Origin of the sequence: Streptomyces cavernicola (assembly GCF_029968035.1) — a bacterium.
Lineage (GTDB): Bacteria > Actinomycetota > Actinomycetes > Streptomycetales > Streptomycetaceae > Streptomyces > Streptomyces cavernicola.
This window is the reverse complement of sequence record NZ_JASCIQ010000033.1, coordinates 1-21,888: the sequence shown is the minus strand read 5'-3', so window position 1 is coordinate 21,888 and position 21,888 is coordinate 1. Positions and strand designations below refer to the sequence as shown.

The window sequence follows — 21,888 nt, the reverse complement described above, 5'->3', positions numbered from 1 at the left end:
GGGACAACACTCACTGATTCGTGCGTCCGCCCTCGTGCCACCCCCAGGCTCCGCCGTCAGGCCGCGAGCCGGGTGGCCTCCGTGACCGCCTCCGCGAGCGTGTCCACGACCGGGACGCCCGCCTCGGCGAGGCTGGCGCGGCTGTGCGAGCCACCGGTGTACAGCACCGCGAGCGCCCCCACGTGCGCCGCGGCCACCGCGTCGTCCACCGCGTCCCCGATCACGACCGTGCGGGCCGGGTCGACGGTCGAGGCCAGCGCCGCGACGTGCCGCTCCATGTGCTCGGCCTTGCCGGAGGTCGAGTTACCCACGCGCCCGTCGACGCGTATGAAGTGGTGCTCGATGCCGTGCGTCCGCACTATCGGCAGCAGGCGGTCGTGCGGGGCGAGGGAGCACATCGACTGCGTGAGTCCTGCGGCCTGCCAGTCGGCGAGCAGCTCGCCCGCCCCGTCGGCGAGAGCGGCGCCTTCCGCCAGGGACCAGTAGTGCCGGTGGAAGGTCCCGTCCATGACCTCCCACTCCTCCTCGGTGGGCATACGGCCCATGAGCCGCTCGTAGAAGCGCGGCACCGGCACGCAGTACAGCTCGCGGTACCGCTCGAGGGTGATCGGTGGCAGGCCGATCTCCTCGAACGAGGCGTTCGTGGCCTTGATGACCACGTCGATGTCGTGGAACAGCGTGCCGTTCCAGTCCCAGACGATGTGCGGTGCTTGCTGCTTCCCCATGCCCAAGACGGTACCCGTCGGACGAGATCCGCCTCCGAGCCTGTGGATAACTCGACAGAACACCTGGTCAGAGGCTGCCCAGAGGCGGTGGCCGGGCTCGCTCACTCCACCAGGTTCGGGATCTCCTGCGTCGCGAACCACAGCAGCTCGTGGTCCTCCGCGCCGTCGACGGTGAACTGGGCGTCGTCGTCGCCCTGGTCCGCCGCGCCGAGGGCGTCCGCCGCGGCCCGTACGTCGGCCTCGGCGTCGCCGGAGTCGACGTGCACCGCGGCCGCCTTCGCCAGGGGCACGGCCCGCGCCAGGCGCACCTCTCCGAGCGTGCTGACGGTGAGGCCGCGGTCCGGGTCCACGGTCGCCTCGGAGTCCGCCACGTCCACGGCCACGACGACCCGGCGGCGCGCGGCCGCGGCGTTCCCGGCCAGCATCCGCAGCGAGGCGGACGCGGCCCGGTTCAGCGCCGCGTACTCCAGCTCCTCGATGTCGTCCGAGACGTACCACTCGCGCAGCGCGGGCGTCACGGCGTAGGCCGTCAGCGGGCCGGGCCCCAGCTCTCCCGCCTTGTGCGCCTCGGCGAGCCCGGGAAGGGTCAGGGGTACGTAGACGCGCATGGCCGCCGCTTTCTTCGTCGTCGGTGTGGGTTCGAAGACCCTCAGGATACGTGCCGGACGTCCCCTATCGAGGGGCTCCTCCGAGGCCGCCGACCATCCCTTACGTCTGGAATGTCACCGGAATGAACGGCTCCGAGCCCAGGCGCCCCTTGGCCTCTCACCCTGATAGGTGATCTTTTGCCGGGGCTTCACGGAGCGTGACGCCACGTTGCGCGACCGGGGTCCGCACCCGTACAAGAACTCTCGTAGCTACTGCCCGGTAGCCATCCCGGGCCCAGCAGATACGGGGAAAAGATCATGGACTTCACGCACAGCGACTCAGGCGGATCCAAGGGTTCCAGGGGCCCCGGCCGCTCGCGGACCAACGGCGGCTCCGGCCCCGGCGCTCGGGCCTTGACCAGGCCCGGCAACCGGCGCGACCAGCGCAGGCCCGCCGCCGTACCGGCGCAGCGGAGGCGGTTCAAGCCGCACGAGCTGTTCGCCGAGCGGCTCCTTGCCGTGCTGAGCGGCGACCGGCCCGTGCACTGGATGCTCAACCACACCGTCGGCCGCGGCTACCAGCAACTCGTCGAGCTCGCCCCGCACGCGCCGTTCCAGGCGCAGGGGCCGCGCCCCGTCGTCCGCACCTGCCGGGCGCTGCCGCTCAGCCCGGGTGTGGTCGAGGCCAGCGCCTGCATCGGCGCCGGCGACCAGGTGCGGGCGATGGCGTTCCGCCTGGAGCGCGGCGTCGACCTCCGCTGGCGCTGCGCCGCCGTGGAGCTCGGCGGGGAGCGCCAGCCGGCCTGAGGCCCTGAGGGGGCCCGGAGCGGGCCAGAAGGGCCGGAGAGGGCCCAAAAACGCGGGGCCGGAGCCCAGCATCCGCTGAGCCCCGGCCCCTACGACGTACGCACTATGTGCCGTCCCGCCTCACTTCTTGCGGCGGCGGCCGCCCTTCTGGGCCTTGCGGCGCTCGGCGCGCGTCATGCCGTCCGTGGACGAGCGCACCCCGTTCTCGTCGTCGTTGCTGAAGTCGCCCTCGACGACGCCGCCCTCGCCGTCGACCGTCGGCGCCGAGAAGTGCAGCCGGTCCGGGCGCTGCGGGGCCTCGAGGCCCTTGGCACGGATCTCCGGACGCCCGGCGCCCGCGGGCACCGCGTCCTCGACCGGAGCCTTCTCCAGGGACGGCGCCTTCTCCTCGACCGGGACCTCCTCGACCTGCTGCTCGACCTGGACCTCCAGGTTGAACAGGTAGCCGACGGACTCCTCCTTGATGCCCTCCATCATCGCGGTGAACATGTCGAAGCCCTCGCGCTGGTACTCGACCAGCGGGTCCTTCTGCGCCATCGCGCGCAGGCCGATGCCCTCCTGGAGGTAGTCCATCTCGTAGAGGTGCTCGCGCCACTTGCGGTCGAGGACCGAGAGCACGACGCGACGCTCCAGCTCGCGCATGATCTCCGAGCCGAGCTGCTCCTCGCGCGCGTCGTACTGCGCGTGGATGTCCTCCTTGATGGACTCGCTGATGAACTCGGCGGTCAGACCCGCGCGGTCACCGGCCAGGTCCTCCAGCTCGTCGATGGTGACCTGCACCGGGTAGAGCTGCTTGAACGCGCCCCAGAGGCGGTCCAGGTCCCACTCCTCGGCGAAGCCCTCGGCGGACTCCGCCTGGATGTACGCGTCGATCGTGTCGTCCATGAAGTGGCGGATCTGCTCGTGCAGGTCCTCGCCCTTCAGGACGCGGCGGCGCTCGCCGTAGATGACCTCACGCTGGCGGTTCAGGACCTCGTCGTACTTGAGGACGTTCTTGCGCGTCTCGAAGTTCTGCTGCTCGACCTGCGACTGGGCCGAGGCGATGGCGCGCGTGACCATCTTGTTCTCGATCGGGACGTCGTCCGGGACGTTGGCCATCGCCATGACCCGCTCGACCATCGCGGCCTTGAAGAGACGCATCAGGTCGTCGCCGAGCGAGAGGTAGAAGCGGGACTCGCCGGGGTCGCCCTGACGGCCGGAACGACCGCGCAGCTGGTTGTCGATACGGCGCGACTCGTGGCGCTCGGTGCCCAGGACGTACAGACCGCCCAGGTCCTTCACCTCGTCGTGCTCCGCCTTGACGGCCGCCTCGGCGCGCTCCAGGGCGGCGGGCAGGGCCGCGGCCCACTCCTCGATGTGCTCCTCGGGGTCGAGGCCGTGCTGGCGCAGCTCGGCCTCGGCGAGGTCGTCGGGGTTGCCGCCGAGCTTGATGTCCGTACCGCGACCGGCCATGTTCGTGGCGACCGTGACGGCGCCCTTGCGGCCGGCCTGGGCGACGATCGTGGCCTCACGGTCGTGCTGCTTGGCGTTGAGCACCTCGTGCGGGACGCCTCGCTTGGCGAGCTGCTGCGAGAGGTACTCGGACTTCTCGACCGAGGTGGTGCCCACCAGGATCGGCTGGCCCTTGGCGTGCTTCTCGGCGATGTCGTCGACCACCGCGTCGAACTTGGACTTCTCCGTGCGGTAGATCAGGTCCGACTGGTCGGCTCGCTGCATGGGCCGGTTCGTCGGGATCGGGACGACGCCCAGCTTGTAGATCTGGTGGAACTCGGCGGCCTCCGTCATGGCCGTACCGGTCATTCCGGAGAGCTTGCCGTAGAGGCGGAAGAAGTTCTGCAGGGTGATCGTGGCGAGCGTCTGGTTCTCGTCCTTGATGTCCACCCCTTCCTTCGCCTCGATCGCCTGGTGCATGCCCTCGTTGTAGCGGCGGCCGGCGAGGATACGGCCGGTGTGCTCGTCGACGATCATGACCTCGCCGTCGATGACGACGTAGTCCTTGTCCTTCTTGAAGAGTTCCTTCGCCTTGATGGCGTTGTTGAGGTAACCCACGAGCGGGGTGTTCACCGACTCGTAGAGGTTGTCGATGCCCAGCCAGTCCTCGACCTTCTGGACGCCGGACTCGTGGATGGCGACGGTGCGCTTCTTCTCGTCGACCTCGTAGTCGCCGGTCTCCTCGATGCCCTTGAGCTGGTTGCCCGCCTCGCCCTTGGTCAGGCGGGTGACCAGCTTGGCGAAGTCGCCGTACCACTTGGTGGCCTGGTCGGCGGGGCCGGAGATGATCAGCGGCGTACGCGCCTCGTCGACGAGGATGGAGTCAACCTCGTCGACCACCGCGAAGTTGTGGCCGCGCTGGACGAGTTCGTCCTGCGACCAGGCCATGTTGTCGCGGAGGTAGTCGAAGCCGAACTCGTTGTTCGTGCCGTAGGTGATGTCGCAGGTGTACTGCTCGCGGCGCTGGGCCGGCGTCATGTTGGCGATGATGCAGCCGACGGACAGGCCCAGGAACTTGTGGACGCGGCCCATCATCTCGGAGTCGCGCTCGGCCAGGTAGTCGTTGACCGTGATCAGGTGAACGCCCTTGCCCGAAAGGGCGTTGAGGTACGTCGGCAGCGTGCCGACGAGGGTCTTGCCCTCACCGGTCTTCATCTCCGCGACATAGCCGAGGTGGAGCGCCGCGCCACCCATCAGCTGCACGTCGTAGTGGCGCTGGCCCAGGACGCGCTTGGCGGCCTCGCGGACCGTGGCGAAGGCCTCGGGCAGCAGGTCGTCAAGGCTGTCACCGGACTTGCCTTCGCTGTCGACCCACTCCTGGTAGCGCTCTTTGTACTCGTCCGTGAGGGCGCGCAGCTCGGCGTCGGAGAGGTTGACGAAGTCCTCTTCGATGGAGTTGACCTGGTCCGCGATGCGGTGCAGTTTGCGCAGGATCTTTCCTTCGCCTGCACGCATGAGCTTGTTGAAGACGGACACGAGGGTTGGTCTCCTTGCCGGTCGGGCCTGGCTCGGTCGGTTTCTTATCCGGATTCGGTCGCGGTTCGGGCACAGCAGGTGGACCCCACCGCAACGGCCATCGTAAGCGAGGACGCCTGCGGCTCGGGAGGGTCGTCGTGACGAAGGCCACCCGCCATTCTCTTGGAGAACGCTTCAAGGTCCCGACAGGTGCCCATGCGGCCGGGAAAAGTTCTGGCGCCTGTTCTCGGAACGGTCGAGAATCGGCCGATGGAACCGGTCACACTCACCACTGAGCGCCTGCTTTTGCGTCCCCTCGGGCCCGAAGACACCGAGGACTGCTACGCCGCCTGCCAGGACCCCGACATCCAGCGCTGGACGACCGTTCCCTCTCCTTATGAGCGCGAACACGCCGAGCACTTCGCGCAGCGCTTCGCCCCGGACGCGTGGCGCGACAACAGGGAGTACACGTTCGCCGTCCGCACACGCGCGGAGGGCACTCTGGCGGCCGTGATGGGGATCATGCTGCGCGGTGCGGGCGCGGCCGAGGTGGGTTTCTGGTCGGTGAAGGAGCAGCGCGGCCGCGGCCATGTCACCGAAGCGCTCCGCGCGTTGTCCCACTGGTCGTTCACACGCGCGGCGATCGACCGTCTGGAATGGCGCGCCGAGGTGGGGAACATGCCCTCACGCGCGGTGGCGATCCGCGCCGGCTTCACCATGGAGGGCACGCTTCGCGCCGCGCTCCTGCACCGCGGTACGCGACGCGACTGCTGGGTCGGCTCGCTGCTTCCGTCGGACCTCGAACTGACGCCGCTTGACCCGTACTTGCCCGCGGATCCACCGGTCCAGGCCTGACTGTCAGTGGCGGGCCCTACGGTTACGGACATGACCTCCGCCGTGGCTCCAGCCGTCCCCCAAGTCGAGCTCTCCGCCGACGAGGCCCGCCGTATCGCCCTGCGCGCCCAGGGCTTCCTGGGCGCGCCCGACCGCCGCTGCGGGGTGCGCGGCGTCCTGCGCCACCTGGGCGCCGTCCAGCTCGACACGATCTCGGTGCTCGCCCGCTCCCACGAGCTGATCCCGTACGCCCGCCTCGGCGCCGTGGGCCGCAAGCCGGTGGAGGAGGCGTACTGGACGGACACCCACGCTTTTGAGTACTGGTCGCACGCGGCGTGCATCCTGCCCATCGAGGAGTGGCCGCACTTCTCCTTCCGCCGCCGCGCGTACCGCGCCCGCCCGCACTGGCACCACGACCTGAGCCAGTCGGCGTACGACCAGGTGGTCAAGCAGCTGCGCGCCGAAGGACCGCTCACGGCAACGGAGTTGGGCGGCGCGAAGAACAAGGGCGAGTGGTGGGACTGGTCCGAGTCGAAGGTCGCCGTCGAGCGCGCGCTGATGTACGGCGAGGTGGTGTGCGTCGAGCGCCGCGGCTGGAAGCGGGTGTACGACCTGGCGGAGCGCGCCGTGCCGGGCGAGCTGCTCCATGACGACCTGGACGACCTGGAGTGCCTGCGGCGCCTCGTGAGACTCGCCGGCGAGGCGCTCGGGGTGGGCACGCGCGCGGACATCGCGGACTATCACCGCCTGAAGGGCGAGCAGTTCGACTCCGTCGTCGCCGACTCCGGCCTGGTGCCCGTGCAGGTAGAGGGCTGGTCCAAGCCGGCCTGGGCGGACCCGGCGGCCCTTGCGAGCGCTCCTCGGGGCCGGCATCGGACGACTCTGCTCTCGCCGTTCGACTCCCTGATCTGGGAACGCGCGCGCACGGAGCGGATCTTCGGCTTCACCCACCGCCTGGAGGCGTACGTCCCCAGACCGAAGCGGGTGTACGGCTACTTCGCGATGCCGCTGCTGTCCGGGGGCCGTCTCCTGGGCCGGGTGGACCCGGCACGCGAGGGCGGCACGCTGGTGGCGAAGCACGCCTCCCTGGACACGCCGAAGGCCGTGGAGCCGATGGCGGTGGCGCTCCGGGAGGCTGCCGAGTGGGTGGGCTGCGATCAGGTCCGGGTGGAGCGGGTGACGCCGGCGAGGCTGCAGGCGCCGCTGACGGCGGCGCTCGCCTGAGTCACCGCCGCCGTCGCCACCTTCGCCGTCGCGGCAGCCATCGTTGTCACCGCCGCCGAACCGACGCTCACCGGATCTCGAGGATCTTCTCCCGCATCGCGTAGACCACGGCTTCCATGCGGGAGTGCAGCTGCAGCTTCTCCAGAATGTTGCGCACGTGGTTCTTCACGGTGTTCTCGGAGATGAACAACTCCTTGGCGATGTCACGGTTATTCATTCCGGTGGCGACGAGCTTCAGCACTTCGAGCTCTCGGTCGGTGAGCCTCGGTGCGGGCACGAGCCGGCGCTCGTCGGTGCGCTGGATCATGGATTTGAACTCGGTGAGCAGCTTCGACGCCATGGACGGGCTGATCTGCGACTGCCCGTCGGCGACGGCGCGGATCGCGGTCGCCACCTCGTCCGTGGAGATCTCCTTGAGGAGATAGCCGGTGGCGCCGGCCTTGATCGCGTCGTAGAGGTCGGCTTCCTCGTCGCTGATCGTCAGCATGATGATCTTGGCGCTGGGTGCGACTTCCTTGATGGCGGTGCACGCCTCGATGCCGCCCCGCTTGGGCATCCGGACGTCCATCAGGACGATGTCGGGCAGCAGGTCGGCTGCCTTGTCGACGGCCTCGGAGCCGTCCCCCGCTTCTCCGATGACCTGGATGTCCTCTTCCTGTGCGAGGACGATCTCCAGCCCTCGACGAAAGAGTGCGTGGTCATCCACCACGAGAACCCGGATGGGTTCCTTCCGTGGGGCTTCCGCCTCCATTCCGATGCCTACGACTTCGTCGTCCGCAGCATCGTCACGCAGTGGTCCAAACGTGGCCGCCATCGTTCCTCCCCCTGAAGGCCGAGGCCTGTTCAAGATGCCGCAACCCGCTTCCGTGACACACGGGTTGGCCTGCTCGGCCATGATTTCATGCCCCGACGGCGCACCAGCGCCGGAAGGGGTCGCACGATGGTGCCCCGGGGGCGCACATGCGCTCCAGGGGCACCGTCGTCGCTGTCATCGGAGGTCAGCCGCCGAGCGAGCCGCCGGGCGCGGTCGACTGGGCCTTCGACACCATTGGGTCCGTGCTGAGGTGGATGACGCCGTAGTCGTAGGCGTGCCGTCGGTAGACGACGCTGGGTTCCTTGGTCTCGGAGTCGACGAACAGGTAGAAGTCGTGCCCGACCAACTCCATCTCGTAGAGCGCCTGATCGAGTGACATGGGTGTCGCGACGTGGGTCTTCTCGCGTACGACGATGGGGCCGTCGCCCTGGATCTCGAGTGAACCGATCCGCTTCGTCGGTACGCCCTCTTCCTCACCGGTCGGGACGGGTGTGCCGTCGCCGTTGAGCGTCGCCGCACCGGGGACCCGGTCGGCGACTTCGGCCGCGGAGAGCCGGCCGTTGCCACGGCGCGTGGAGCGCTTGCTGTGCTGCTTGCGCAGTCGTGCTTCCAGCTTTTCCTGGGCCAGGTCGAGCGCAGCGTACGGATCGCTGGCCGAGGCCTCTGCCCGGATCACCGGGCCGCGTGTGCGCAGAGTGATCTCCACGCGGTCAGAACGGTCGGCCTGTCGCGGATTGGGCTCCTTGGACACCTCGACGTCGAGGTTGATCACCTTGGCATCGAGCTTCTGGATTTTCTCCAGCTTCAGCTTCTCGGCCACGTGCTTGCGGAACCGCTCGGGCACCTCTGTCTTGCGGCCCTTGACGACGATGTCCACGCAGAACTCCGTTCCCGGATCGCTCCGCATACTCGGGCGGAGCGTCTCCCTTTTGCACCAGACTCCGGTGACCCCAGAGTCTCGGACTTGGTGACTTCCACCTCCTCCTCCCCCGCGGGCAAGATCTCCACCCCACCGGTGCGGGTGATTGCAGAAAACCCATGCACCAGCATTCCGATATACGAGGTCAGGCGCTTGCCTTTCCTCACAACCGAACATATCTCGCCCGGACGGATGTCGTCACCCTCTACTGCGGCGTACCTCCGTTCAAGTGCATTTCCACTCTCACTACCTGCAACGATGCAAGTTCTCGCTCAGTTCCGGTTTATTTCGAAGGAATCCGGTGACGTGGCGATGACTGCTGCGGACAGCGGGAACATTCCCCGCTGTTCGATCGTTCTCGATGCTCCCGACCGGGCGTTGGGTGCGCTTGTGTCCACTGTTCCGCTCCGGCCTCTCTCCCGCGACCCGGCTTGTCCTCCCGGGGGAGTCCCTCGCGTTCTCGTGCCGCGTACCGGGGTCCCGGCCGTGCCTGATCTCGTCGGTGCCTCGGCCAGTGCGCGGGCCCCTTCTGCCAGGGATGCGCCCGTGGTCATCAGGTCGTCGACGAGGACCACACGTCGGCCGGCGAGGAGCCGCCCTGCTCCGGGCACGGTCTCGAGCGCGCCGCTCATGTTCGCCATCCGCTGCCGGGAATTGAGCCCCGACTGGTCCGCGACGGGACGCCCCTGCCGCAGGACCGGGAGGACCTGGGCCGTGATGTCCGAGCGCCGCAGTTCCCGGGCGGCCGCGCGGGCGATGCGCCGCACCGAGTCATGGCCACGCGCGGCGACAGCCCGCCTGGCCGACGGCATCGGCACCAGCAGGAGCGGAGCGTCCTGCTCGTACTGCTCAGGTCCCCCGTGTCGCGGGTGCCTGTGGTGCTTCTGGTGTCGCTGGTGCTGCTCGTACTCGTACCGCCGGCACCTCTCGTATGCATCACCTTCCTCGACTCCACCGTGTCCCCCGTTCTCGTCGCTCCACACTCTTTCCCCGCCGACTCTGAGCCCCGCTCGCACCGCACCCGCGAGGGCCAGCCCCAGGGCCTCTGCCAGGGCCAGCGCACCGCGCTCCTTGTGGGCGAGCAGCACCGAGCGCACCCCCTCCGCGTACGGCGCGGCCGCGTGCACGACCGGCAGTCCGGCCGGCGCATGGTTGGGTCGCGCCCGGCGCGGCTCCCTGCCGTACAGCGCAGCGCGGCATCTCTCGCACAGCAGCTCGCGGGGCCGCCCACAGCCCGCGCAGTCGGCGGGCAGCACCAGGTCGGCGAGGTCACGCCACCAACCCCGCATGCCCCTCACTGTGCCAACGGACTCAGCTCTCTGCCACCCCTGTGGATAACTCTCGGGAGAGCCCCGGAAGAGGTGCAGCGAGCAGGCTTCAGGGCATGCCAAGTCAGCTACGCTCAGCAGGTTTTGACGAAGAGTCAACTACCCGACAGGGGAGCGTCGGAGGGGTGGCCGTGCCGTGCCCTTCAGCCCGGATAGACCGGTGACGTTCCGTCCTTGACCACCGGCCGCCAGTTCGCCCCCGGAGGCAGTCGGACGATTCCGTCCTCCTCCGAGCGGGCCACCATCGGCAGCCGCTCGTCCTCCGAAGCCGCGATGTCCGTCACTCCGGTGAGAGCAGGCAGCGAGGAGCCCGGGACGACCGAGCCGTCGCTCTGCACGTACTGCAACTGCTGCACACCCCCGGCCTCCTTGCCGACCACCACGAGGCGGCTGCCGCCGGCCCACGACATGGCCGTGACGTCCTCCATCTGCGGTGCCCCCGGGCGCAGTTCGACGACCGAAACCTCCGGGTCCTCGGACGTGCCCTGCCGCTCCACCCGGCCGATCTTCAGCTCTGTCCTGCCCTCGTGCTCGACGATCAGCGCGACCCGCACGCCGTCCGCCGACACCCGTACGGCGTTGATCCTGGCGTCGCCCAGGCCGACGACCTTGACCTCCACGGGGTCGCCACCGCCCTGCGACAGCCACAGCAGCCGCTGGTCGCGCGGGTCCCGGTCGGCGACCCACAGATCGCCGCGGCCGTCCCAACTCGGCTTCGTCAGGCGGTCCTTCTCCTGTTTGGCGTGGCTGCGCACCTTCGTCTTCTCGAGCCGCTCGTCGGACAGCAGGGACCCCACGTACAGCGAGCGGCCGTCGTTCGACACCCCCGCCGCGTGGTCCTCCGCGCGTGACACCGCGGCCGAGCGCAGCTGCCGCTCCCCGTTGCCGAGCGGGCCAGGAACGGGCTCCACCTCGTCGCCGTTCTTCGGCATCCGCACCAGACGGTTCTTGTCGTCGATGAAGTACTGGTAATCCGCGCCGCTCAGCGAGCGGTTCGGCGCGCTGGCCTCCGCCTGGTCGGCGTCGAGCGAGCACAGCTCCTTGCCGTCCTCGCGCTGCAGCTCCACCTGCTCGATGCCTGTGGGAGTCAAGTCCCGCAGAGTGAAGAAGAGTTGGGCCGCCATCTTCGCGCAGCGATCCGGTTTCACCGCGTTCGCCCGCCCGTTCAGCGGGACCGTCAGACGGTTCTGGTCGTCGGGCGCCAGCGACTTGGTGCCCTTCTTCAGCGCGATGCCCGTCGGGAAACGCGAATACGCCACGTTGTCCAGCCAGTTGGTCGGGCCGTCGAGCAGCGAACGCACCGCCTGCGTCACCGGGTCTATCCGCTTGCGGACGTACACCGGGTCGGCGACCATCGCCGGCGCCGACCGCACCTCCCCGCCGTCCGACGGGGACGGCGCGGCGTAGAAGTACTTGCTGACCGGCAGATAGAGCCGCTCGAAGTCGGACTGCGCGAGCACCACGCCGTTCGGCGGCACGTCGATCCGCCACTCGTCGCCGTCCTGCCGGACGAGGTGGACGAGCGACGAGTACTTCCCCTGCTCCGACAGGTAGGCGTGCTCCTTGTCGACCGTCGCGATCATCCGCCCCGTCAGCGCGTACAGATAGCCGTCGCCGTCCGGGTCCGTCCTCGTACGCGTCGAGTCCGCGTTGGGCCCGTCGGCCAGGACCGTGGTGGCCCCTTCCGGCTCCCAGCGCTCCGACGCCTCCTTGGTCAGATACTTCCGCGCCGTCGAGAACTCCGGATCGTCGCTGGTCAGCGCCTCGAGGAAGCCCTCGACGATCTCCGAAGGACTGGCGTCCTTCTGCGGCGGCACAGCGAAGACCTGCACCTGCGGCTCCTGCGGAGAGGCATCCACATGCTCCACACCGCCGCTCTCCGGCATGGAGGCGCACCCGGCCAGCACGACCGCGGAGCATCCGAGCACCATGGAGGTACGCGTGCGGCGGAAGAGGCCGGATCGTCCACGATCAGCGCCCACGCGTGCTCTCCTCTTCCCCCGACGCCTGTGCCTGCGTTTGTGCCTGGGCGCGCGCCTGTGACTCTGCGGCTTCCACTTCCGCTGCCGCTTCCGATCCCGTTCCCGACTCTGCCTCAACTGACTTCTGTGCGCTGCCGGTTGACGCCTCCTCAGCAGGCGACCGCCCACCACGGAGCTCTCCGCCATCCGCACTATCGCTGTGCCTGGCGCGGCCACCCGCAAGCCCCTCCGGCGAGCTCACCTGACGCGGCACGACCCGCGCACCGCTGCCCGGCAGCGCCGTCGGATCCGCACTCGGCGGGGCCACGAGCACCGACGACGCGGTGGGCGGTACGGCCACGGGGGCCCGCTCGCTCGGCGACTGCGCCGGCACCGTCGCCTGCTTGCCCTGCTCGCCGTCCGCCAGGCGCGCCTCGTTCAACCCACGATTGCGGCGCGAGTCCTCCGGCTCCAACGGTATCGGCGAACCACGCAGCGCCTCGTCCGCAGTACGCGGCAGCGTCAGACGGAACTGCGAGCCACCACCCGGCTCGCCCCAGGCCTGCAGCCAGCCGCCGTGCAGCCGCGCGTCCTCCAGCGCGATCGACAACCCGAGACCCGTACCACCGGTCGTACGCGCGCGTGCCGGGTCGGCACGCCAGAACCGGTTGAAGACCCGCGTCGCCTCCCCCGGCTTCAGACCCACTCCGTAGTCACGCACCGCGACCGCCACCGCACCTCCGGCAGCGCCGAGCCGTACGACCACATCCTTGCCGTCCCCGTGCTCCACCGCGTTCACGACGAGGTTACGCAGGACCCGCTCCACCCGGCGCGCGTCCGCCTCCGCGACGACCGGCTGCTCGTCGCCGACGACCCGGATCCGGCCGCCCTTGGCCTCCGCCAGCGGCTCGGCTCCCCCGACCACTCTGCGTACGACATCCCGCAGATCCGTCGCCTCCGCCTCCAGCGCCGCGGCACCCGCGTCGAACCGGCTGATCTCCAGGAGGTCCGCGAGCAGCGACTCGAACCGGTCCAACTGATCCGCCAACAACTCGGCCGACCGCGCCGTCACCGGGTCGAAGTCGACCCTCGCCTCATGAATGACATCGGCCGCCATCCGCACCGTCGTCAGCGGCGTACGCAATTCGTGCGACACGTCCGAGACGAACCTGCGCTGCATCCGCGAGAGGTCCTCCAGCTGCTGGATCTTCAGCTGCAGGTTCTGCGCCATCTTGTTGAAGGCCTCACCGAGCCGGGCGATGTCGTCCTCGCCGGTCACCTTCATGCGCTCCTGGAGCCGCCCCGCGGACAGCCGCTCAGCGATCCCCGCCGCCATCCGCACCGGTGTGACGACCTGGCGCACGACCAGCCACGCGATCGCCCCGAGCAGCACCACCACGAACAGACCGGCCGTGGCCAAGGTGCCCTTGACCAGGCTCAACGACTTCTCCTCCTGCGTCAGCGGGAAGAGGTAGTACAGCTGGTACGGATCGTTGTTGATGTCCATCAGCCGCTTGCCGATCACCAGCCCGGCAACCGGTTCCGGCCCGCCGTTCACGTACTCGATCCGCGAGAAGCTCTGGTACGCGCCGTCGGCACGGTCGACCTGGGTGCGCAGCTCGTTGGGGACGCTCTCCAGTGCGTCGACATAGCCCGAGGCCCGCGGTCCACGGCCCCTCCCGGCGTCACTGCCCGCCGCGAGCGCGACCACGTGAAAGGCGCTCTGGCCGCCACTCGACAGCTGGGTGACCAGGTCGGAACGCCACAGCACGGCGTTCCGCCTGCCCACGCTGTCGTTGGTCGCACTGCCGCCCGCGCCCTGGCTGTCGGCCGCGTTGTCCACGGCGGCCTTGAAACCACCGGTCGCCTGGATCTGCGCGGCCTTCTCCTTCGCGTCGAGCAGGCCGTTTCGCACCTGCCCGATGACGACGAAGCCGAGCAGCAGCACCACGCCGAGCGACATGACCAGCGTGGCCGCGACCACCCGCAGCTGGATGTTGCGCCGCCACAGCCGCATCACCGGCAGCAGCGGCCGCCGCACCCAACGTGTGAACAGCCGCAGCACCGGACTGCCCTGCACACCATCCTGCAGCAGCAGCCCACCGTCGATCAGCCGCCCGAACCGGGAGGTGCGCCCTGACGGGCTCACCGGCCGCCCCTGGCAGTTCCCCGGCTCCCCGGGAGCCGAAGCGGCACTGTCCCGGGACACGTCAGCTCGGTCCGGCCTTGTAACCGACACCACGGACGGTCACAACGATCTCCGGACGCTCCGGGTCCTTCTCGACCTTCGAACGCAGCCGCTGCACATGCACATTCACCAGGCGCGTGTCCGCCGCATGCCGGTAGCCCCACACCTGCTCGAGGAGCACCTCACGCGTGAACACCTGCCACGGCTTACGGGCCAGCGCCACCAGCAGGTCGAACTCCAGCGGCGTCAGCGCGATCGACTGGCCGTCCCGCTTCACGGAGTGCCCGGCCACGTCGATGACCAGGTCACCGATGGCCAGCTGCTCCGGGGCAGGCTCCTCCGACCTCCGCAGCCGCGCCCGGATACGGGCCACGAGCTCCTTCGGCTTGAACGGCTTCACGATGTAGTCGTCGGCCCCCGACTCGAGGCCCACCACCACATCGACGGTGTCGCTCTTGGCCGTGAGCATCACGATCGGCACCCCCGACTCCGCCCTGATCAGGCGGCACACCTCGATGCCGTCCCGACCGGGCAGCATCAGATCGAGCAGCACCAGATCCGGCTTGGTCTCACGGAAGGCAGCCAGCGCCTTGTCGCCATCTGCTACGAACGACGGCTCAAAACCCTCACCACGAAGCACGATGCCGAGCATCTCGGCCAGTGCGGTGTCGTCGTCGACGACAAGGACTCGTCCCTTCATGACTGACATCATCCCATTAGCTAATCGTTACCTGGCGTGACCTGGCACACAGCTCCACGAGCCCGTCGGTGGTCACCGGCGAGACGGCCCCGTACTCGGTGACGATCGCCGTCACCAACTCCGCCGGCGTCACATCGAACGCCGGGTTGTACGCCTGCGTGCCCAGCGGCGCCACGGACCGGCTTCCCGGCACCCCGCCCGCCCCCGGCACCTGCGGCGCCATGAACTCCGTCACTTCCCGTCCCGCCCGCTGCTCGACCTCGATCGAGGCGCCGTCGGGCGTATCCGCGTCCACCGTCGTCACGGGGGCCACCACGATGAACGGCACGTGGTGATAGCGGGCGAGCACAGCGAGCGGATAGCTCCCCACCTTGTTCGCCACCGAACCGTCGGCCGCGATCCGGTCCGCCCCGATCACCACCGCGTCCACCTCCCCCGCAGCGAACAGCGAACCCGCCGCGTTGTCCGTCAGCAAGGTGTACGCCATGCCGTGCCGCGCCGCCTCGTACGCCGTGAGCCGGGCACCCTGCAGCAACGGCCGCGTCTCGTCCACCCACAGCCGCCGCAGCCGCCCCGCCCGATGAGCGGCGAGCGCCACCGCCAACGCCGTGCCCTCTCCCCCGGACACCAACGCCCCGGTGTTGCAGTGTGTCAGCAACCGATGTCCGCCACCGGGCAGCAGCTCGTCGAGGAGCGCCAACCCGTGCTCGGCCATCCGCCGGCTCGCCTCGGCGTCCTCCGCATGCAGCGCCTTCGCCTCGGCCAGCGCCACGGCAGCCGCCTCCGCCCACCCGGCCCCACCTGCGACGGCCGCCCGATACGCCTCATGCGCCCTGCGCACCCCACGACCGAGGTTCACTGCCGTGGGCCGCGCGGTGGCGATCGCCTCCGCCGCCTCGTCCACGTCGTGTCCCCGTACGGCGGCGAGCGCGAGGCCGTACGCCCCGGCGATCCCCAACAGCGGCGCTCCCCGCACGGCCAGCGACCGGATCGCCTGCACCAGCGTCGAGACGTCCTTGCACGCCAGCTCGACCTCCTCGGCCGGCAGCCGCGTCTGGTCGAGGAGGAGCAGCACAGGCCCCTCGGATGTTTCGTCCCAGCGGATCGAAGGCGTCCGTATCCGCCCACCGTCCTCATGGGATTCCGCGTACTGATCAGCCATCCGCCCAGTCTGCCCTTTCCCCGTCGGACAATTGAAGGTACGCAGCTCATCCGGCACCCCGTCCCCGAACAAGCACACCGTGGCACGATGGCAGCCAACCTGCCGCCGCGACCGCGGTCGTGCACCGTGAAGGAGCGACGATGAACGACACTCCGGGCTGGGCCTCGCCCGGATCTGCCCCCTCCGACGGACCGGACGGGGACAAGCCCCGCCCCGCCGAGCCGACCAGTCCCCAGGACGGCCCGGCCTCGAAGTGGTCCAAGGAACAACCGCCGCCCGCCCAGTGGTCCGCACCCGGCGCCTCCGGCCCAGGTCAGCCGACCCCGCCTCCGGGCCGGGCCGGTCACGGCGGCTGGGGCGGTGGCCCAGGAGTGCCTCCGGGCCGACCTCAAGGTGGCTGGGGCGGAGGCGGCTGGGGCATACCGCCCGCAGCGGCGAAGCCCGGTGTCATCCCTCTCCGCCCGCTCGGCGTCGGCGAGATCCTCGACGGTGCGGTCTCCACGATGCGCGCCCACTGGCGCACGGTCCTCGGCATCTCCCTCGCGGTGGCCATGGTCACCGAGGTCACCGTCGTCCTGCTGCAGGGTCTGGTCCTCAACACCCAGACCACCACCGACGCCCTCAGCGACCCGAGCGCCACCGTCGACGAACTGACCAGCGCCCTGGCGCAGGCCCTGCTCGACTCCGGCGTCATCCTCCTGGTGTCGCTGCTCGGCAGCTTCGTCGTCACCGCCCTGCTCACCATGGTCACCAGCCGCGCCGTCCTCGGAAAGCCGGTGACCACCGCCGAAGCGTGGCACGACGCACGCCCTCAGCTGCCGCGCCTCCTCGGGCTCACCTTCCTGCTGCCTTTGCTGGCCGCTGCCCTCGTCACCGTGGGAACCCTCCCCGGCATCTTGGTGACCGTGGCAGGCGCCTCCCAGGCCGGCGCCTCGCTTGCCCTTCTGGGCGGACTCGGCGGCCTGATCGTCGCCATCTGGCTGATGGTCCGGTTCTCCCTCTCCTCCCCCGCGCTGATGCTCGAGAAGCAGACCGTACGCAAGGCACTCGGACGCTCCGCCAAACTCGTCCAGGGCTCCTGGTGGCGGGTCTTCGGCATCCAACTGCTCGCCGCGATCCTCGTGAACATCGTCGTGTCGATCATCCTGGTCCCGTTCACCGTTCTGGCCGCAGCCCTCAGCGGCGACGGAGTCAGCGGCTTCCTCAACAGCAGCGCCGACAGCGTCGGTTGGACCTTCCTGATCATCACAGGCATCGGCTCCGTCATCGGCTCCATGCTCGCCTTCCCCATCACGGCGGGCGTCTCGGTGCTCCTCTACATCGACCTGCGCATCCGCCGCGAGGCCCTCGACCTGGAACTGGCCCGCGCCGCCGGCATCCAGGACTACGGCTCCCACACCCCCGGCACCACACCGGGGAGTTGATGCGGTGACGACGGGGGGACTCCACGGGGCGTGGGCCGCGCAGCCGCTGTCCGGCGACGAGCCGCCCGTCACGATCCCGCGTGTTCCCGCGCGGGAAGCCGCGGAACGCGAGCTGTCCAGGCCCATGTACCACGAGAACGATCCGAGCCTCCTCCAGCGGGCCCTGGACCACTTCTGGGAGTGGGTCGGCGACCTCTTCACAGCCGCCTCGGGAGCAACACCCGGCGGTGCACTCGGACTCGTGGTGCTGGTCCTGATGGTTTTACTCCTTCTCGGCGCCTTGTGGTGGCGGCTTGGAACACCCCACCGTGCCCCGTCGTCATCCGCACCCGTCTTCGACGACCGGCCGCGCAGCGCCGCCGAGCATCGGGCAGCCGCCGAGGCCCACGCCGCCGACCGGCACTGGAACCAAGCGCTCCAGGAGCGCATGCGCGCCGTCGTACGCTCCCTCGAAGAGCGCGCCCTCCTCGACCCGCGCCCCGGCCGCACCGCCGACGAGGCAGCCTCCGAAGCATCCCAGTCCCTGCCCTCCCACAAGGCGCGACTGCACACCGCGGCCCGCGACTTCGACGCCGTCACATACGGAGGCCGCAGCGCGGACGAGCACGCATATCGCCGCGTCGCCACCCTCGACCAAGACCTGGAGTGCACCCAGCCCGTCCTCACCTCTGCCTCGAGGACCAACCGATGACCGACACCGCAGCATCCACCTCGGTCTCCACCACCCCCCGCCAGGTCTGGACCCGTTCGCGCGGACTGCTGCTCGGCTTCGTCGTTCTTCTCGCCGCCGGCATCGCCATCGCCGCCGTCCGCTCCGGCGGTCACCACGGCCGCCTCGACCCTCGCTCGGCTGACCCCTATGGCAGCCGAGCGGTCTCCGAACTCCTCGCCGATCGAGGCGTCTCCACCCGCGTGGTGACCACGAGCAGGGCCGCCGAAGCCGTCACCGGACCTGACACCACGCTCCTGATCGCAACCCCCGACCTGCTCACAAAGAAGCAGCAATCCTCTCTCCGCAACGCTGCACAGCAAGCCTCCGGCCGAACCGTCCTGGTAGCCGCCGGAAAACCCTCCGTCGACACCCTCTCCCCAGGCGTACGCGCCGAACAGCCCAGCACCAAGACGACGCTGCGACCTGCCTGTTCGCTCCCAGCGGCCCAACGCGCAGGCAACGCTGACACCGGCGGCATCCGCTACAGCTCGAGCCTTCCTCGTACGACCTCCTGCTACAGCAGCGAGGGCCTCCCCACTCTGTTGCGGATCAGCTCCGGAAGAGGCGACACGGTGCTCCTCGGGGCCCCGGACATCCTCTACAACGACCGCCTCGACGAGCACGGGAACGCCTCCCTCGCCCTTCAACTTCTTGGATCCCGCCCTCATCTGGTCTGGTACCTCCCCTCGGTCGGTGACTCCTCGGCTGCCGATAGCGGCGATCGCAGCTTCTTCGACCTCATCCCCTCCGGCTGGAGCTGGGCCGCCCTCCAGCTCTCCGTCGCCGCCGTACTCGCCGCCCTGTGGCGTGGCCGTCGTCTCGGCCCTCTGGTTCAAGAGCGTCTCCCCGTCACCATCCGAGCCTCCGAGGCCGTCGAAGGCAGAGCCCGCCTCTACAGCAAGGCACGCGCCCGCGACCGCGCAGCGAAGGCCCTCCGGTCAGCCACCCGCACCCGCCTCGCCCCACTCGTAGGCGTCCCCCACGCCGGCGCCCACGCACCAGAGGCCCTGCTGCCCGCAGTCTCTGCTCAACTCCCCGACAGCTCCGAGGACCTCCAGTCCCTCCTCTTCGGACCTCCCCCACCCGACGACGCAGCTCTGATCACCCTCGCCGACCGACTCGACGCCCTCGAAAGAGAGGTACGCACCTCATGAGCGCCCCGATCGCAGACTCCGCAGGGAACGCGGACACCGCCGCCCGTTCCTCTCTGGAGGCCCTGCGCACCGAGATCGCCAAGGCCGTGGTCGGCCAGGACCCCGCAGTCACCGGTCTCGTGGTCGCGCTGCTGTGCCGCGGTCACGTCCTGCTCGAGGGCGTCCCCGGTGTCGCCAAGACACTCCTCGTCCGGGCCCTCTCTGCTGCCCTGGAGCTCGACACCAAGCGCGTCCAGTTCACTCCCGACCTGATGCCGAGCGACGTGACCGGTTCACTGGTCTACGACGCACGCACTGCCGAGTTCTCGTTCCAGCCCGGCCCGGTGTTCACGAACCTGCTGCTCGCCGACGAGATCAATCGCACCCCTCCGAAGACACAGGCTTCCCTCCTCGAAGCCATGGAGGAACGTCAGGTCACGGTCGACGGCAAGCCTCGTCCGCTCCCCGAGCCTTTCCTCGTAGCGGCGACGCAGAACCCGGTCGAATACGAGGGCACCTATCCGCTTCCCGAGGCACAGCTCGACCGCTTCCTCCTCAAGCTCAACGTCGCGCTTCCCTCACGGCAGGACGAGATCGCCGTACTCACACGTCACGCAGACGGCTTCAACCCTCGTGACCTTCAAGCTGCCGGCGCCCAGCCCGTAGCCGGTCCTGCAGACCTCGAAGCAGCTCGCATCTCAGTTGCCAAAACATCCGTCTCCCCCGAAATCACTGGCTATGTCGTCGATCTCTGTCGTGCCACTCGCGAATCGCCGTCGCTGACTCTCGGCGTCTCTCCCCGTGGGGCCACTGCGCTTCTGTCCACTGCTCGCGCTTGGGCCTGGCTCACCGGCCGGGACTATGTGACCCCCGATGACGTCAAAGCCCTTGCCCTGCCTACGTTGCGACACCGGGTTCAGTTGCGCCCCGAGGCCGAGATGGAGGGAGTCACCGCTGATTCAGTCATCAGCGCCATCCTCGCCAACGTCCCCGTACCCCGCTGAGGCCGATCCTCATGGCCCCCACCGGACGCGCCGCTCTGCTCGCGGCTCTTGGCACCATCCCCGTCGGCTTCATCGAGCCAAGCTGGACGGGGATCCTCGCCGTCAATTCCCCTCTCGCACTAGCCATGATGTGCGACTACGCCCTCGCCGCGCCAGTACGAACGCTGCACTTCACTCGATCCGGTGATACAAACGTTCGACTCAGTGGGAGTGCAGATATCGACCTGACCATCACGAACTCTTCAAGCCGCCCTCTGCGAGCTCAGCTACGGGACGCCTGGCCTCCGAGCAGTAGGGCAACGGGCTCGGAAGCCACCTCCTCACGCCAACACATCGTGGTCCCCCCGAGGGAACGACGCCGGATCACCACACGGCTTCGTCCCACTCGCCGCGGTGACCACCAACCTGACCGCGTCACGGTGCGCTCCACTGGCCCGCTGGGGCTGATCTCGCGCCAAGGCAGCCACAAGGTGCCGTGGACCCTTCGCGTCCTGCCGGCCTTCCACAGCCGCAAGCACCTGCCTTCGAAGCTCTCACGCCTGCGCGAACTCGACGGCCGCACCAGCGTGTTGACCCGAGGCGAAGGCACCGAATTCGACAGCCTTCGTGACTATGTCCCGGGCGATGACACCAGGTCCATCGATTGGCGCGCCACCGCCCGCCAATCCACTGTCGCCGTTCGTACGTGGCGTCCTGAACGCGACCGCCACGTGCTCCTGGTCCTCGACAGCGGCCGCACGTCGGCCGGACGAGTGGGCGACGTACCCCGCCTGGACGCATCAATGGACGCCGCACTACTGGTTGCCGCCCTGGCTGCCAAGGCCGGCGACCGCGTGGATCTCCTGGCTTACGACCGTCGCATTCGTGCTCTCGTCCAGGGGCGGTCCGGGAACGCCGTTCTTCCAGCGCTAGTCAGTTCGCTTGCTTCCCTCGAACCAACGCTTGTCGAAACCGATGCGCGCAGCCTGACCTCCACCATCCTGAAGACGGCCCCACGGCGTTCACTGGTCATCCTGCTCACCAGCCTCGACGCAGCCCCTATCGAAGAGGGCCTCTTGCCTCTGCTTCCGCGTCTCACCAAACGCCATACCGTGATCGCGGCATCCGTCTCAGACCCTCAGATCGAGACCATGGCGAAGGGCCGCGGCAACACTGAATCCATCTACGAGGCTGCAGCCGCCGCCCAAGCCCAGGACGAACGCCAGAACACCGCAGAACGGCTTGCCCGCCACGGCGTAACTGTCGTCGACGCGCCCCCGAACGAATTGGCCCCGGCTCTGGCAGACGCATATCTAGCACTGAAGGCCGCTGGCCGCCTCTAAAACCCACATAAATGAAAAGCGCGACTTGGAAGGGCCAGGAAAGGGTCGGTAAAGCAGGAAAGCCCCGCACCATCAGGTGCGGGGCTTCCCCAACAAAT

General features: G+C 69.1%; 18 protein-coding genes. 8 read left to right on the top strand and 10 right to left on the bottom strand.

From position 1 onward, the window contains the following. Nucleotides 1–56: 56 nt before the first annotated feature. Nucleotides 57–725 carry an HAD family hydrolase gene (locus QIS96_RS27160; protein WP_282545394.1) on the bottom strand — a complete coding sequence of 223 codons (669 nt, stop codon included), beginning with the start codon at nucleotides 723–725 and terminating at the stop codon, nucleotides 57–59. A gap of 101 nt (nucleotides 726–826) precedes the next feature. Continuing rightward, nucleotides 827–1,333, bottom strand: a complete 507-nt coding sequence (locus QIS96_RS27155) for a DUF6912 family protein (protein ID WP_282545393.1) — start codon at nucleotides 1,331–1,333, stop codon at nucleotides 827–829. A 297-nt stretch (nucleotides 1,334–1,630) separates the two neighbouring features. On the opposite strand from QIS96_RS27155, the gene QIS96_RS27150 reads away from it, so the two are divergent. After that, nucleotides 1,631–2,119, top strand: coding sequence for an Rv3235 family protein (locus QIS96_RS27150; protein ID WP_282545392.1), 489 nt, complete (start codon nucleotides 1,631–1,633; stop codon nucleotides 2,117–2,119). A 120-nt stretch (nucleotides 2,120–2,239) separates the two neighbouring features. On the opposite strand, the gene secA is transcribed toward QIS96_RS27150, so the two are convergent. Further along, a complete protein-coding gene (gene secA, locus QIS96_RS27145; RefSeq protein WP_282545391.1) occupies nucleotides 2,240–5,086 on the bottom strand; it encodes a preprotein translocase subunit SecA in 2,847 nt (948 codons plus the stop codon). Nucleotides 5,087–5,335: 249 nt separating this feature from the next. On the opposite strand from secA, the gene QIS96_RS27140 reads away from it, so the two are divergent. Both QIS96_RS27140 and QIS96_RS27135 read left to right on the top strand, forming a co-directional pair. Further along, complete coding sequence (locus tag QIS96_RS27140; protein ID WP_282545390.1) at nucleotides 5,336–5,920, top strand: GNAT family N-acetyltransferase; 585 nt, start codon at nucleotides 5,336–5,338, stop codon at nucleotides 5,918–5,920. 30 nt (nucleotides 5,921–5,950) lie between these two features. Continuing rightward, a complete protein-coding gene (locus tag QIS96_RS27135; protein ID WP_282545389.1) occupies nucleotides 5,951–7,123 on the top strand; it encodes a winged helix-turn-helix domain-containing protein in 1,173 nt (390 codons plus the stop codon). Between the two features lie 67 nt (nucleotides 7,124–7,190). On the opposite strand, the gene QIS96_RS27130 is transcribed toward QIS96_RS27135, so the two are convergent. The 7 genes from QIS96_RS27130 to mtnA all read right to left on the bottom strand — a co-directional run bounded on the left by QIS96_RS27130 (nucleotide 7,191) and on the right by mtnA (nucleotide 16,195). After that, nucleotides 7,191–7,937, bottom strand: a complete 747-nt coding sequence (locus QIS96_RS27130; RefSeq protein WP_282545388.1) for a response regulator — start codon at nucleotides 7,935–7,937, stop codon at nucleotides 7,191–7,193. 184 nt (nucleotides 7,938–8,121) lie between these two features. Then, complete coding sequence (gene hpf / locus QIS96_RS27125; RefSeq protein ID WP_282545387.1) at nucleotides 8,122–8,814, bottom strand: ribosome hibernation-promoting factor, HPF/YfiA family; 693 nt, start codon at nucleotides 8,812–8,814, stop codon at nucleotides 8,122–8,124. A gap of 314 nt (nucleotides 8,815–9,128) precedes the next feature. Further along, nucleotides 9,129–10,145 (bottom strand): ComF family protein, encoded by a 1,017-nt coding sequence (locus QIS96_RS37920; RefSeq protein WP_282545386.1) that lies wholly within the window; start codon nucleotides 10,143–10,145, stop codon nucleotides 9,129–9,131. Between the two features lie 182 nt (nucleotides 10,146–10,327). Beyond that, complete coding sequence (locus QIS96_RS27115; protein WP_408907264.1) at nucleotides 10,328–12,166, bottom strand: LpqB family beta-propeller domain-containing protein; 1,839 nt, start codon at nucleotides 12,164–12,166, stop codon at nucleotides 10,328–10,330. Beyond that, nucleotides 12,156–14,354 carry an MtrAB system histidine kinase MtrB gene (gene mtrB / locus QIS96_RS27110; protein WP_282545385.1) on the bottom strand — a complete coding sequence of 733 codons (2,199 nt, stop codon included), beginning with the start codon at nucleotides 14,352–14,354 and terminating at the stop codon, nucleotides 12,156–12,158. The genes QIS96_RS27115 and mtrB overlap by 11 nt, the downstream gene beginning before the upstream one ends. 1 nt (nucleotide 14,355) lies before the next feature. Then, nucleotides 14,356–15,045, bottom strand: a complete 690-nt coding sequence (mtrA, locus tag QIS96_RS27105) for a two-component system response regulator MtrA (protein WP_282537543.1) — start codon at nucleotides 15,043–15,045, stop codon at nucleotides 14,356–14,358. A 4-nt stretch (nucleotides 15,046–15,049) separates the two neighbouring features. Next, nucleotides 15,050–16,195 carry an S-methyl-5-thioribose-1-phosphate isomerase gene (mtnA, locus tag QIS96_RS27100; protein ID WP_282545384.1) on the bottom strand — a complete coding sequence of 382 codons (1,146 nt, stop codon included), beginning with the start codon at nucleotides 16,193–16,195 and terminating at the stop codon, nucleotides 15,050–15,052. Between the two features lie 140 nt (nucleotides 16,196–16,335). Here mtnA and QIS96_RS27095 point away from each other — a divergent pair, with 140 nt between their 5' ends. Genes QIS96_RS27095 through QIS96_RS27075 form a run of 5 tightly spaced genes read left to right on the top strand, consistent with a single transcriptional unit; the run spans nucleotide 16,336 to nucleotide 21,790 of the window. After that, nucleotides 16,336–17,619 (top strand): glycerophosphoryl diester phosphodiesterase membrane domain-containing protein, encoded by a 1,284-nt coding sequence (locus tag QIS96_RS27095; RefSeq protein WP_282545383.1) that lies wholly within the window; start codon nucleotides 16,336–16,338, stop codon nucleotides 17,617–17,619. 4 nt (nucleotides 17,620–17,623) lie between these two features. After that, a complete protein-coding gene (locus QIS96_RS27090; RefSeq protein ID WP_282545382.1) occupies nucleotides 17,624–18,310 on the top strand; it encodes a DUF4129 domain-containing protein in 687 nt (228 codons plus the stop codon). Further along, on the top strand, nucleotides 18,307–19,485 hold the full coding sequence (locus tag QIS96_RS27085; protein WP_282545381.1) for a DUF4350 domain-containing protein: 1,179 nt from the start codon (nucleotides 18,307–18,309) through the stop codon (nucleotides 19,483–19,485). The genes QIS96_RS27090 and QIS96_RS27085 overlap by 4 nt, the downstream gene beginning before the upstream one ends. Beyond that, entirely contained in the window at nucleotides 19,482–20,468 is a 987-nt protein-coding gene (locus QIS96_RS27080) for an AAA family ATPase (protein ID WP_282545380.1), read from the top strand. Before QIS96_RS27085 ends, QIS96_RS27080 begins: the two co-directional genes overlap by 4 nt. A gap of 11 nt (nucleotides 20,469–20,479) precedes the next feature. Then, the gene (locus QIS96_RS27075; protein WP_282545379.1) at nucleotides 20,480–21,790 is read left to right on the top strand and encodes a DUF58 domain-containing protein; all 1,311 of its coding nucleotides are present in this window, start codon (nucleotides 20,480–20,482) and stop codon (nucleotides 21,788–21,790) included. Nucleotides 21,791–21,888 lie beyond the last annotated feature (98 nt).